This is a genomic window from Vreelandella sulfidaeris Esulfide1, assembly GCF_054072535.1.
Genome location: NZ_CM133364.1, coordinates 748,936 through 762,254 on the forward strand (window position 1 = coordinate 748,936; position 13,319 = coordinate 762,254).

Annotated in this window: 13 protein-coding genes; 3 read left to right on the forward strand and 10 right to left on the reverse strand. The window is 57.0% G+C overall.

Annotated features, from left to right (window positions below; genetic code table 11):
* Window positions 1–50: 50 nt before the first annotated feature.
* Window positions 51–680, forward strand: coding sequence for a cold shock domain-containing protein (locus tag ACW44H_RS03510; RefSeq protein WP_457506925.1), 630 nt, complete (start codon window positions 51–53; stop codon window positions 678–680).
* 107 nt (window positions 681–787) lie between these two features.
* Here the strand turns inward: ACW44H_RS03510 and ACW44H_RS03515 are convergent, their stop codons facing one another.
* From ACW44H_RS03515 to ACW44H_RS03545, 7 genes are all read right to left on the reverse strand, one after another.
* The gene (locus ACW44H_RS03515) at window positions 788–1,168 is read right to left on the reverse strand and encodes a hypothetical protein (protein WP_457506927.1); all 381 of its coding nucleotides are present in this window, start codon (window positions 1,166–1,168) and stop codon (window positions 788–790) included.
* Between the two features lie 44 nt (window positions 1,169–1,212).
* Window positions 1,213–2,364 (reverse strand): alpha/beta hydrolase, encoded by a 1,152-nt coding sequence (locus tag ACW44H_RS03520; protein WP_457506929.1) that lies wholly within the window; start codon window positions 2,362–2,364, stop codon window positions 1,213–1,215.
* Between the two features lie 130 nt (window positions 2,365–2,494).
* Window positions 2,495–2,929, reverse strand: a complete 435-nt coding sequence (locus tag ACW44H_RS03525) for a Rid family hydrolase (RefSeq protein WP_457506931.1) — start codon at window positions 2,927–2,929, stop codon at window positions 2,495–2,497.
* 204 nt (window positions 2,930–3,133) lie between these two features.
* A complete protein-coding gene (locus tag ACW44H_RS03530) occupies window positions 3,134–4,612 on the reverse strand; it encodes a sensor histidine kinase (protein ID WP_457506933.1) in 1,479 nt (492 codons plus the stop codon).
* On the reverse strand, window positions 4,581–5,267 hold the full coding sequence (locus ACW44H_RS03535; protein ID WP_113268749.1) for a response regulator transcription factor: 687 nt from the start codon (window positions 5,265–5,267) through the stop codon (window positions 4,581–4,583). The genes ACW44H_RS03530 and ACW44H_RS03535 overlap by 32 nt, the downstream gene beginning before the upstream one ends.
* Entirely contained in the window at window positions 5,267–5,404 is a 138-nt protein-coding gene (locus tag ACW44H_RS03540; protein WP_457506935.1) for a MipA/OmpV family protein, read from the reverse strand. Before ACW44H_RS03540 ends, ACW44H_RS03535 begins: the two co-directional genes overlap by 1 nt.
* On the reverse strand, window positions 5,391–6,083 hold the full coding sequence (locus ACW44H_RS03545) for a MipA/OmpV family protein (RefSeq protein WP_457506937.1): 693 nt from the start codon (window positions 6,081–6,083) through the stop codon (window positions 5,391–5,393). Before ACW44H_RS03545 ends, ACW44H_RS03540 begins: the two co-directional genes overlap by 14 nt.
* A gap of 212 nt (window positions 6,084–6,295) precedes the next feature.
* Between ACW44H_RS03545 and ACW44H_RS03550 the strand changes: the two genes are divergently transcribed.
* Complete coding sequence (locus ACW44H_RS03550) at window positions 6,296–7,441, forward strand: efflux RND transporter periplasmic adaptor subunit (RefSeq protein WP_457506939.1); 1,146 nt, start codon at window positions 6,296–6,298, stop codon at window positions 7,439–7,441.
* Window positions 7,438–10,542 (forward strand): efflux RND transporter permease subunit, encoded by a 3,105-nt coding sequence (locus ACW44H_RS03555; RefSeq protein WP_457506941.1) that lies wholly within the window; start codon window positions 7,438–7,440, stop codon window positions 10,540–10,542. The genes ACW44H_RS03550 and ACW44H_RS03555 overlap by 4 nt, the downstream gene beginning before the upstream one ends.
* A gap of 43 nt (window positions 10,543–10,585) precedes the next feature.
* Here ACW44H_RS03555 and ACW44H_RS03560 read toward each other — a convergent pair whose 3' ends face one another.
* The 3 genes from ACW44H_RS03560 to ACW44H_RS03570 form a co-directional block, all read right to left on the reverse strand.
* Entirely contained in the window at window positions 10,586–11,812 is a 1,227-nt protein-coding gene (locus ACW44H_RS03560) for an MFS transporter (protein ID WP_457506942.1), read from the reverse strand.
* On the reverse strand, window positions 11,805–12,422 hold the full coding sequence (locus ACW44H_RS03565; protein ID WP_457506944.1) for a TetR/AcrR family transcriptional regulator: 618 nt from the start codon (window positions 12,420–12,422) through the stop codon (window positions 11,805–11,807). Before ACW44H_RS03565 ends, ACW44H_RS03560 begins: the two co-directional genes overlap by 8 nt.
* Before the next feature lie 148 nt (window positions 12,423–12,570).
* Window positions 12,571–13,314 (reverse strand): AAA family ATPase, encoded by a 744-nt coding sequence (locus tag ACW44H_RS03570; protein WP_457506946.1) that lies wholly within the window; start codon window positions 13,312–13,314, stop codon window positions 12,571–12,573.
* Window positions 13,315–13,319 lie beyond the last annotated feature (5 nt).

A 13,319-nucleotide genomic window follows, 5' to 3' on the forward strand; every position in this document is an offset into this window, starting at 1 on the left:
TTTTCTTTGCGAGCGACGCTTATTCATCAATGCGACAGAGCGAGATAATCATGCAGGTACCTTTGGAAATTACCTACAACCATATCAGCCAGAGTGACTGGATCGATGAGTACATCAAGGAGCGCGCCGAGCACCTGGACAGTATGTGCGACAATCTAATTTCCTGCCGCGTGACTATTGAGCGCGTACAGCACTCCCAACATACCGGTAACATCTACCGAGCCCAAGTCGAGGCCTCCCTACCGCCGAAGAAACATTTGGTAGGCGATAAAAAGGGCGTGGTCGAAGACATGCACGTGCAACTACGCTCGATCATTCGCAAGGCATTCGAGGCTGTAGAGAAACAACTCAAGAAGGAAACCGCACGCAGGAGGGGTGATATGAAACAGCATGAAAACAGCTATGAGTCACATGCGTTCGTGGTTCGGTTATTTAGCGACGAAGGCTATGGCTTCATAAAGTCGCCCATTGATGGCCAGGAATATTACTTCCATCGCAACGCCGTGCTACATGATGACTTCGAGCGCTTGCATCCAGGTACTCAAGTGCGCTTCGAGGCCGAGATGGGCGAAAAAGGCCCTCAGGCAAGCACTGTTCAAGTTATCGACAAACCCGGCGTACGTGTTCCTGAAGAAGGAGAAGAGGCGATCGAACAGCCTGATGACTGGAAAAAGCAGTGAATCGAGGGTTCTATGTTCGGGGGACTGCTTTCCTCAGGTTCTGAGGCCGAGTCGTTATTAATGGTTAGCTCGTCATTCAATATTCAGCACAGCAATTAAGGAATGGATCAGGCCAATAAAAATATAACGAAAAGGGCCCCTGCGCCTGCCATTCCTATCGTATTGGTGGAATCTATTATCTCATCCTCAATATAACTCAGCAGCCAAGCTGTAGTACCTTTGGTTTTAGTTTTTGAAAACAACAAGGCCGTAGAACTAGCTTGAACGCTGAAGACGGCAATAATAATTTCAATTGATTCTGCATTAAGCAGAATCATGGGTAACGCCAGAAAAGCAATTAAAGAAATCGTTATGCGTAAAGCAAGGTACTGTAAATAGCTTAAATTTCCAGAAGCTTCCGGCAGCCAAATATCTGAGAATAATGTTTTCCCTTCCACGCAAGACGTTAGTAAAAAGCACTTTGGCCGTGAAGGCTTAGTTACAAGCATGTCGTTACCCTCTTTATTCTCAATCAGTCAGTTGTTTTCGCTGATTAGCCGTCTGTCACCGCGCGGATATGGGCGAGGAGTTCGAGAAAATAGGGGTTCCAAGTCAGACGGGCGTGGTATTTTTCTGCTTCGCTCTGGCCCCATGCGCCGAACCACAGAGTGTCTCGGTCATCGGGAGGGGAGAGACCGTTCTGGCCGTTTTCCAGCATGATGTAGCTACCTTCTGCACCGTAATAAGTATTCTCGGGCGCAAACAGCACATTCATATGGGAAAAGTTGCTAATGCGCTGATCGGGTAGGTAGCTGGTAAATGTGGTGACGCGGGGATCGTCTAGGTGTTGTGGGGTATCGCCGTACCACACAAAGCGCGACTGCAGGTTGGGAAAGCGGTTCTGAAAGGCATTGAGCGTCGCGTTGGGGTCAAGGACGCTATCATGCTGGCTCATCGTTATTAGGACGGGTTTATCAAAGCGTGTGGTGTTGAGATTTTTTTGCACGGCACTGACCGAACGATAATAGAGAGAGGCCCCGCGCGCAGAAAGTGACCGATAAGTGGCAATATTGTCTTCATCATCGATGTCGAGCCAGTCCCATAAATAGGCAATGGCCGGGGCGAGAAATAGATAGCGGGTATCGGGGTAAAATCCAGGAGAAAACAGCAGCAGGCCATCGACATTGTCATCGCTGAACGCATGGGAGGTGACCAGATTACCGCCCGTTGAGAAACCACCCAGCCAAAGTTCATCAACCTCGGCTGCCAGCAGTTTGGCATGATGGGCAATGATTTTTTCCCAATCATCATTATCAGGCAGCATCAGATCGGCGGGGCGCGTGCCGTGACCCGGCAGCAGGATGGAGCGAACCAGCCAGCCGTCATTCGCCATCGCGGTGGCGATATCGATAAAATACCACGGGCTTGCCCCCAGTCCATGCACTAACAGGATACCGCGTTTCGCCGGTTGATCTGGGCGAATTTCAAACGGCATATTGAGTTCTATTTCAAGGTCGCGGTTTTCACTGATGAAAGCGCGGTTATCGGCAATCCATGTACGTGTTTCGCTCACATAGTGATCGAAACTCTCCTGGTCAAAGCGAGGCAGGTTTTCTGAGGGTTGAAAACTTGGCGAATCCGGTGGCACGGCGCAGGAAGTCAGCAAGAAAAGTGTCAAAAGTAAAGCGCTAAGGCGGCAAATCATGGAAGCCTCTCTGTAGGTGCTTGCCTCTGACAGAGCGTCACAAATGTGCTCCCTCTTACTTAGCATGGTCGGGCAGGCGGGCTATGTAGTGTTTAACGAGCAGCGTTATTATTTCGACTGTTGCGGTCATTTAGCTGTTTAAGGCAAACCCCGGCAGCACTGCCTCGGCCTCGATAGCGATTAACCATTCCGGTTCGGCAAGGCCGTACACAATCAACCAGGTGGCCGCTGGCGGCGCGATAGGAAAACGATGCTTCAACGCCTCCATCACCACTTGCTGGTCGTAACGTGCGGATTCCGCTAAGTAGATTCTCAACATCACCACTCGCAAGAGATCTGCACCAAGGCTTGATAGCAACCGTTCGATATTGTCTAGTGCCGCCTCTGTCTGCTCGGGAAGTTCGGGGCCCGCCAGCTCTCCTGTGTTATCCACCCCAACCTGGCTAGACATCAATACACGGGAGCCCCCCTGAACTAATACGGCTTGGCTATGACCTTCGATCAAGGTATTGGGCAGGTTGGGCGGATTTAGGGGCTTGCGTCTTAGAATACTTAGAATATGCATTACAAACTCCTTCCTAAGTTCATAGGGTCGCTTGCAAGAATGATTGATCGGGCAATCATGGGTGATGCTCTGTTGGGTCAGTCATTACCGCTAGCTGACAATATCGGCCTACTTTACTTTCTCGTTTCTTACTGAAAGCTTTTCTTACTAAAAGTACGTTGGCATCAAATCGGTCTCTAACGAAGAGTGTGCAAGGCATTCCACTTAAAACAGATCTGTCGTGAGCGCCTTGAGTGGGCGTTCATCTTGATGGTGAGGCAGCCGTTCGCCAATATGTTTTTCTTGGGAATCGTTTTCTCGGGAATCGTTTTCATCGACGTTATCTGCTCTACAGAGCTTCACGATCAACCCGGGATGGGCGTTGTGGGCTGACAGCGTCCAGCCGTGCGCCATGGCAATCTCCTGGCAGATAGCCAATCCTAAACCGGCACCATGGTCGCGACGGTGTGCACCTCGCCAGAAACGAGAGAACAGTAGAGATAGCTGTTCCGGCTCGACGCCAGGCCCGCGGTCACGCACGGTAATCGTATTGCCCTGGATCTCCAGGCTGACGAGAGTCTGCTCGGGGGCATGCTGGATAGCGTTCTCCAGCAAATTCTTGAGCAGGGTGAAGCATGCCCCGCGATCAGCCTTCCATGTCACCCCTTGATCCGCGGCAAGCACCGTTAAATGCACGTCTGCGGACTCCGCCATACGCTGCAAGTAGGCGGAAGTTTCGTGGGCGATGTCCTGCATCCGAACCACGGTAAACTGGTAATTATGCGCCTCGCTCGCTTCGGCCAGGAGTAGCAGCTGCTGCACTTGGCGCGTCATATACTCGACATCGCTCAATAACGCCTCGCGTTCATTCTGACCATCTGCAATCAATTCAATCTGTGCACGAATTAATGCCAGTGGTGTTTTTAACTCGTGTGCTGCATGGCCGAGAAACTCCTGCTGTAGGCGATAACCCCGCTCAAGGCGTTCCAGGGCGTGATTGAAGCTATCCACCAGTGGCGCAATCTCCGCGGGCACCGCGTCCGTATTCAGTCGGGCGTTGATGGAGCGCGGTGAGATGGCCGCCGCGGACTCCGATACGTCTCGCAACGGCTTGAGGGTGTAGCGCAGGGTAATATAGGCGCACAACCCGAAGGCGACAAACATCACGAGTCCGAACACTGCCACGGCAGCGACCACCTGCGGAAAAGCCACGGTATAGACGACATCAAAGAGCCTCGCACTGACCGTGAATTGCAGATACCACCTTCGCCCCTCATGCTCGAGGGGCTGCGTGGCGCCGTAGAAGGTCTTTCCCTCATGCTCGAAGGTGAAGCTGCCGCGCGCCAATCGCTGAGGATCGCCGTCGGCCGGCCAGAACTCCTCTCCTGAACTCGAAAAGGCGGCCACGTTTCCGGCTTCATCCAGAATCCGGTACGCCGCTTCGCGCTGCGGGCCTTCATAGAGCCAAGCGCGCTTCTCCAGACTCGAGTCGAAGCCTACGGGTCTGCCATTGGCGTCGAACTCAATATTATCGACTAGCCCCTCCGTGGCATCGGTCAGGTCCATCCGCGCCAGCATGTTGCTCTGCAGCAACGCAGTCGCCGCGATCACGAGCAGCGTGATACTCAGCACCATTCCCGCCACATAGGCCAGCAGTATCTTCAGTCTCAGGCTATTTAGCGTCATCCGCTTGACGAAGCGCATACCCCATTCCTCTGACGTTGGCGATCCGCTGGCGCGAACCGATGGCAAGCAGCTTACGGCGTAAACGGTGCAGGGCAACATCCAGTGCGTTCGGTGTCACTGCCTCACTTAACCCCCAGGCCGCCGCCTCCAGCGCGCTGCGGCGGACTACTTCATCGTGCTTGTATAACAGCAACTGCATAATGTGCAGCTCCGCCGGGGCAAGGGTAATACTCTCGTTCCCGCTAAACAGAACGCCGCTTTCCGTATGCAGTCTCAGGTCGTCGTGAATGGGGTCGATTGAATGGAATTCCGCAGGGCGGCGTAGCAAGGCACGTACACGTGCCACCATCTCATCCATGGCAAACGGCTTGGGCAGGTAGTCGTCGGCACCGGCTTCGAGGCCTTCTAGCCTGTCATGCAGCGCATCGCGAGCCGTTAACACCAGACAGGGCACGCTAAGGCCCGCGTTGCGCAACTTCTTGAGCAATAGCAGCCCATCGCCATCTGGCAAGCCGCGATCGAGTACCAGTGCCTGGTAGGGCATCTGCTGAACAGCAGCCCAAGCCGAATCAATGCGGTCGACCACATCAACGCCGATACCTGCGGCCACCAACCCTTTGCACATTAAATGGGCTAGCCGGTCGTGGTCCTCGATCAGCAGTATGCGGCTCATCAGAAGGTATAAAGATAGCCAACTAACACGGCGTTTTCGGTCGAACGGTCCACCAGCGGGCTATCTTTGATTTCGTCCGCCAAGCTCGTGACCTCAACCCCTAACAGCACAGAGTGATGCTGGTCAAACTGGTACACGCCGCGCACCCCCCGCCTCGATATTGGTAGCCGATTCCCCTGAATAGGCAGGACGATCGAAGCGAACCTCACTATCGCGAACGCCAAAGTAGTAATCGATGTTCTTGTCGTCCTGCCAGGACGCCCCTAAGTATGGGGTTAGCATTATATGTTCGCCGAAATCCCACGTTCTCTCCAGGCCAAGATCGAAGCGCTGCCCGTCGCTGTTGCCGGAGACGTCGGTGAGCCATTCGGCGCTGACCTCAAACAGCTCGTTTTCCCACGCCACGTTGGCCCCCGCCCAAAAGCCGCCCTCGCGCTCACTCATGCCGTTGAGAATTTTGGCGTCGCCTTGCTCATAGCCGCTCTCATCGTACTGGGCGACGATGCCGAAATTGAGCTGTTGAGAATCGCTGATGACCAGACTCGGCAGTTTAAATTCGATTTCCGGTCCGAAGACACTAATGTACCGGTTCTCGACCAGGAGCAAGGGAAATGGGGTGTTTTCCCTGTCCATACCGGCATAGGGATCCTGTTCGCTTATGGCGCCTACGCCCAATCCCCAAGTGGTTCCGTCTGAACTCTCTTCGTCGGCGAACGCCAACGGAGAAGCAATAACAAGACCACCGATAAATACGGCTGTCGCCAATCTTATAGTGGTGAGGCGGCCGTTCAGCAATAGCGACTGATGAGAACCCATGGTTGCACTCCTAGCATGGTGTGAAAGTTAGAGTGATATGACAGTGCCATCATCAGGAGGGCTATCTTACGCGTTTCTTACTGGTGCCGGATTTATTTAAAACGTTACCTCAGTAAGAAATGAGAAAGGAAGGCAGGCCGATAGTGGTTCAACAGAAATGCTTGATGTCGTTTTTCATCAACGAACTGAACAATTTGAAACAGGCCTGAATCATGTCACCTCCAACCGGAAAAATGTATCTCGGCATTACGATTGCCGTGATCGCTAGCGCTGCCGCGCTGGCGTGTGTGCAGGCGGTGTCGTCGGAAAGCGATGCCGTCGCCGAATCGACAGCGCAGCCCTCACTATCAGTCAACGTGACGACATTAGAACCTCAGACGCTTCCGACGACGATTGCGGCTAATGGGGATATCGCTGCGTGGCAGGAGATTATTGTCGGAGCCGAAATCAGTGGTCTGCGGTTGGTAGACGTCAAAGTAGATGTAGGTGATGAGGTCACGGAAGGGCAGGTGCTGGCCGTTTATAACGACACGACGGTGCGCGCAGAGCTGGCGAGGAGCCGCGCCGCCGTGGCGGAAGCCGAAGCAACGCTTGCCGAAGCGAATGCCAACGCTCAGCGCGCCCGCAGTTTGAAAACCACCGGCTCGCTTTCCGAACAGCAGATTCAGCAATACGAAACCGCCGAACTCACCGCCAGGGCGCGGCTAGGCGTTGCGCAAGCACAGAATGAAGCCCAAGCGCTACGCTTGGCTCAAACGCAAATTGTCGCCCCAGACGACGGTTTGATTACCTCCCGTACGGCCACTGTAGGCGCTATTACCGGCGCCGATCAGGAGCTGTTTCGGTTGATGCGCCACGGCAGGCTGGAGTGGCGGGCCGAGGTCGCCGCCTCTGAGTTGAATAAGCTGCAACCCGGCCAAAGTGCCAGGATCACCCTGTCAGGCGGCTATGAGCTCGACGGGCGTTTGCGCACCATCGCGCCGCTGGTGGACACCGCTACCCGCAATGGCCTGGTCTATGTCGATCTTCCGGTAAGCGACGTCGCTCGGGCGGGCATGTTCGCACGCGGTGAGTTCGAACTCGGCACACGCCGGGCCATGACCCTGCCGCAAAGCGCGGTGCTGCTGCGTGACGGTTTCAGCTACGTGATGCGTCTCGGTCCGGACTCACGGGTCGTACAGACCAAGGTGACAACGGGCCAGCGTGTGGGAGAGCGCATCGAGATCGCCGGCGGCATCGAGGCGTCGGCTCCGGTAGTCGCCTCCGGCGGCGCCTTCCTTGGCGATGGCGATCTGGTTCGCGTGGTCGAGGATCCATCATCGTGGGATGCCATGAACCGAGCAGAGGAAAAACCATGAACCTCAACGTTTCCGCCTGGTCGATCCGCAACCCCACCCCGGTCGTGCTGCTGTTCATCGTGCTCACTTTCGCGGGCCTGATGGCCTTCAAGACGATGACGATCCAGGAATTCCCTGACGTCGAGATACCCGCAGTCAACGTAACGGTTTCGCTACCCGGCGCCTCGCCCGCACAGCTCGAAACCGATGTGGTGCGCAGGATCGAGGATTCGGTCGCGACGATGCAGGGGGTCGATCACATCACGAGCACCCTTACCGATGGCAACGCGATCGTCACGGTCGAGTTTCGCCTCGAGAAGCCGCTGCAGGAGGCTCTCGACGACGTACGCGATGCCGTCGCTCGCGTACGCGCCGACCTTCCGGCCGACCTGCGCGACCCGGTCATCGAGAAGGTGGAATTCTCCGGCAGGCCGATCCTGACCTATACGGTCGCCTCGTCGCGCATGGATGACGAGGCACTATCATGGTTCGTCGACGACGAGGTCAGCCGGACCCTGCTCGCGGTTCCCGGTGTCGGCGCCGTCTCCCGCATCGGTGGCGTCACCCGCGAGGTGCATGTCGATCTCGATCCGGCGCAGCTGTTCGCGCTGGATGCGACGGCGGCGGATATATCGCAACAGCTGAGCCAGGTGCAGCAGGAAGCGTCGGACGGGCGTGTCGATCTCGGCGGTGCCGAACACTCCGTGCGCACGATCGCCACCGTGCAGACCGCCGAGCAGTTGGCCGACCTCGACATCACTCTGGGTGATGGCCGAAGCATCAAACTCGGCCGGGTGGCCGACGTCTCCGATACGGTCGCCGAACCAAGTTCGGCCGCACTCTTGAATGGCGACCCGGTGGTCGGCTTCGAGATCGCGCGCGCGCGGGGATTCGGTGAGATCGAGGTCGCCGAAGGGGTGCGCGACGCGCTCGATGAATTGAAGGCAGCGCATCCCGACGTCACCGTTACCGAGGCGCTCAATCTCGTCGACCCCGTCGTCGAGAACTACCAAGGCTCGATGTGGCTGCTCTACGAGGGGGCGGCGCTAGCGGTGCTGGTGGTGTTCCTGTTCCTGCGCGATTGGCGGGCGACCTTCGTGGCGGCGGTCGCGCTGCCGCTGTCGGCGATCCCCACCTTCGCGGCGATGTACCTGATGGGCTTCACGATCAATATTGTGACGCTGCTGTCGTTGTCACTGGTGATCGGCATCCTGGTCGACGACGCCATCGTCGAGGTCGAGAACATCGAGCGCCACCTGCTGATGGGCAAGAAGCCCTACCAGGCGGCGATGGAGGCCGCCGCCGAGATAGGCCTGGCGGTCGTCGCGACCACCTTCGCGTTGATCGCGGTGTTCCTGCCGACGGCGTTCATGAGCGGCATCGTCGGCAAGTTCTTCGTGCAGTTCGGCTGGACGGCGGCGACAGCGGTGTTCTTCTCGCTGGTCGTGGCCCGCCTGCTGACGCCGATGATGGCGGCCTACCTGCTGCGTGCGCCGAAATCGCATGCCAAGCGCGAGCCGCGCTGGATGAGTGTCTACCTGGCGGGGGCGCGCTGGTGCCTGCGTCATCGCCTGCTAGTGATCGTCGGCTCCTCGGCTTTCTTCGTCGGCGGGCTGGCGCTCGCCGCGACGCTTCCCGGTGCCTTCATTCCCCCCGAAGACAATGCGCAAACCCAGGTGACCCTCACGCTGCCGCCCGGCAGCAAGCTGCGCGACACGCTCTCGCTCGCCGAACGGGCGCGGAGCATTCTCCAGCAGCATGAACACGTGGAGATGGTTTACACGGCGATCGGTGCGGGCAACTCGGGCGACGATCCGACCGAGTCGGCGGGCGCTTCCGGCGCTGACGTCCGCACCGCCGTGCTGACGATAAACCTGACCCACCGCGACGACCGCCCGGGCTTGAAAAGACAGGCGATCGAGGCGCAGTTGCGCGATGAGGTTACAGCGCTGCCCGGCGTTCGCGTGGCCGTCGGCGAGGGCGACTCGGGCGAGAATTATGTGCTGGTACTCGCCGGCGAAGACAGCCGGGTACTCGAGCAGCATGCGCAGCGGGTGGAGCGCGAATTGCGCACGATTCCCGGCATCGGCGCGGTCATCTCGAGCGCGGGCCTGGCACGCCCCGAACTGGTCGTGCGGCCCGATTTCGCGCGCGCGGCCGACCTGGGCGTCACCTCGGCAGCGATCGCCGAAACGCTGCGCGTCGCCACACTGGGCGACTACGACCAGGATCTCGCCAAGCTCAACCTGAGCGAGCGCCAGGTGCCCATCGTCGTCAGGCTCGCCGATGCCGCCCGCGAGGACCTGCAGACGCTCAAGCAGCTCCCGGTACCCGGTGCGCGTGGAGCGGTACCGCTGGAGAACGTCGCCACCCTCGAGATCGGCAGCGGCCCCTCTCAGATCACGCGATACGACCGCATGCGCAACATCAACTTTGAGGTCGAATTGAACGGCCGGGAGCTGGGTGAGGTGGAACAGGCGGCACTCGCGCTGCCCAGCCTGCAGATACTACCGCCGGGGGTGACGCGGGCATCGGGCGGTGAGGCCGAAGAGATGGACGAGCTCACGTCCGGCTTCGGCCTGGCGATGCTGACCGGCGTGCTGTGCATCTACATGGTGCTTGTGCTGCTGCTGAAGGACTTCGTGCAGCCGGCGACCATTCTGGCCGCACTGGTGTTCTCGGTCCCGGGCGCCTTCCTGGCACTGTTCGTCACAGGCTCGGCGCTGTCGATGCCCTCGATGATAGGGCTAATCATGCTGATGGGCATTGCGACCAAGAACTCGATCCTGCTGATCGACTACATCATCATCGCCCGCCGCGATCATGGCCTGGAGCGCCGGGACGCGATCATCGATGCCTGCCGCAAGCGCGCCCGCCCGATCGTGATGACGACCATCGCCATGGGCGCTGGCATGCTGCCGATCGCGCTCGGCTGGGGCGCCGATCCCAGCTTCCGCGCGCCGATGGCGATCGTCGTGATCGGCGGGCTAATCACCTCGACGTTCCTGAGCCTGCTCGTCATTCCGGTGGTGTACAGCTACGTGGACGACACGGTGCGATGGACCACCAGGCGCTTTGGACGATTGACCCACACGCCTACGTCTACTGACGTAGCGGGTTAGGATAGCCGGGCAATCCAGAGTGGCCGCCTTGGGCCAGAGGGGATCACATACTCCGTACGTCTTGGGTGGGCAGCAACAACAGTATCCCCAGGCACAATACGGCGGTCACCTGGAACACACCCGTCATTTTCCAGAGTTCTGCGCCCACCCCAGCGAGGGTGGGCGATATCAGTTGGCCAGCGGAAATGAGAAAGAAGGTCACACCAAAACCTGCAGAGGGCGCTTCAGGAAAACAACTGACACTCCAGATACCGTATAACGCTGTAATGAGTATAAACGTGGCGCCAAACATCACTGCCGACAGGGTCTGTATAAGTATGGATTCACTCGCAGTGGTGAGTGATGCTATCGAGGCAGCGATGGCCAGCGTTGCCCATTTCAGTACCTTAGCCAGCCCAAAGCGAGTGACCAGCTCGCCGGCCAATCCACCCGCCACACCGGCAATGCCGACAACCATCCAGAATATGATACTGCCTGTCTCAGACAGGTTATTTTTCGCCGCGATCAATTCAACAGAAAAAGTCCAGTAAACGGACGTTACCAGCCCGAACAACAACGCGCCCAACAGTAAACGACGCACTGCTCCGTCCTTCAACTTGCGCTTCAACAGCACCAACATGGGCTCTTGGCAATCACGCGAACTACCTGAGTGTTCTTTATCAGCGCTTTTCTTATTACCCTCAGCACGCGTATAGCCTGGCATTATCAGCAGATTCCATAATGTGGCAATCAGCGCGATAAACGCAAAACACAACCAAGCCAATTGCCAGCGAGGGCCCGCTATCAATGCTAAGGGGCCAGACACCATGACCCCGAAGCTGGTGCCCGAATTGATGATGGCGTAGTAGCGACTCTGTTTTTCAGCGCGGCAAAGTTGCTTGATGGCATCAGAAAGCGGCGGATAAGCCAGTCCCGGGCTACAACCGGCGAGCGTCACACCCAGTGCCAACCACATCGGGTTACACGCCAGGGCGATCATTAACATACCCAGCGTCGCCGTCATTCCCCCCACTATAATCGGCAGGCGTGGACTGAAACGGCGCACCAGTAGCGGACTGACAAGCGTTGCCAGTAGATACCCCAGATAGGAGGCGCTACCAATGGCGCCTACTGTCGCCTGGTCCAAATCAAAATCATGTCTGATCGCGGGTACGAACAGGCCATAGGTATAACGCGACAACCCGTAAGTAGAAGCGACTATCAAGAGGCCGGCGCCGACCACGTTGAAGGGTGAGTTTCGCTTCAGCAGGAGGGGCAGAGACCTATTCATGGGGCGATGCCATCTCGCCACGATCATGGGGCAGCAGGTGAATGGAAGCCTTCAATGCAGCCTTAATAGGCCAGTCCTGCATAAAGTTCTGTGCTTGAACAATAGCGCCATCGAAAAGCGAGTAGATAGTGTTAACTAACTCATCGAAGTCACCAGGCTTCATCACGGCCCGATATTCATCCAGCACATGTTCGGCGATTATTTCTCTTACCCGGTTTTTATGGTCACGCACAAATGCCCTGACCGGACTCTCTTCATTGCTGAATTCCCCGGCCATATTGATAAAACCGCAACCACGATAGCCTTCTTCGCGGATCTGTTCGTACCAAATGCTATATATCGCGGCGATACGCTTATCGGTCGACTGGTGCTGGTCAACTCGTTCCTTTAACTCATGGATCCAGCGTTCTTCACGTTGTTTTAGCCAAGCAATAACGAGGTCTTCTTTGCTCGGGAAATGGGTATAAAAACTGGCCTTGGCTACACCGGACTCGCTGATAATCTGATTGATGCCCGTCGAGCAATAGCCTTGGCGGAAGAACAGACGGCTGGCAGTTTCAATAATACGTTCACGAGGCCGGGAGACCGACGATGAATCGCGCGTCATCATAAACACACCCTGAACAGACAAGTCTGTCTATAAAATGGTCGCCAGTGCCCGATGTGTCAAGCTAACGTTGGTGCTCTACTCGGCGTTCTCAAGGAATCAGTCGCAGGGCCAGACACACTACCCAAAATCGAGCCCTCTTGATGAACGGTCAGTCGTCTGTATCCTCCTGAAAAAGCTGCTCAAGGCGCCTCGGGTAATTGTTGAGGAAGTCCCTGGTGACGGCAAAGTGCTCGGTGTCCTCGAATGCCACCTCACTCACCCCAGCCTTATCGAAAAGAATGATCCTCGAGTTTGGGTAGGAGAGAAGGATCGGCGAATGCGTAGCAATGACGAACTGAGAGCGATCTTCTACAAGATGATGAATGGCGCTGAGCGCGGCGAGCTGGCGAATGGGCGACAACGCCGCTTCAGGCTCATCAAACAGGTAGATCCCGTTACCCTGGAGCTTGTTCAGAAGGACAGCCATGAAAGACTCGCCGTGCGACTGCGTGTGCAGCGACTGTCCTCCGTAGCCCTTGAGGTAGGCGGTCTCATCCATGTAGCTTGCGACATTGAAGAAGCTTTCCGCCCTGAGAAAGTACGCGTCGCGAGGCTTGGACACGCCCCTGGCGAGGCGCAGATAGTCATGAAGAGGCGATATTGAGCCTGCCGACTGAAAGCGAACGTTTTTGGTTCCCCCTTCTGGGCTGAAGCCAAGTGCAACGGCGATGCCCTCCATGACGGTTGACTTGCCCGAGCCGTTCTCACCGACAAAGAAAGTCACATTGGGATGGAACTCGATGCTCTCTATCTCCCGAACAGCAGGGATGCTAAAGGGGTAAGCTACGTAGTCGACTTCCCTATCAGGACGAATGGACGCGTAACGTAGGTAGGGTTCTGTGCGTTTCGGCATGTGCC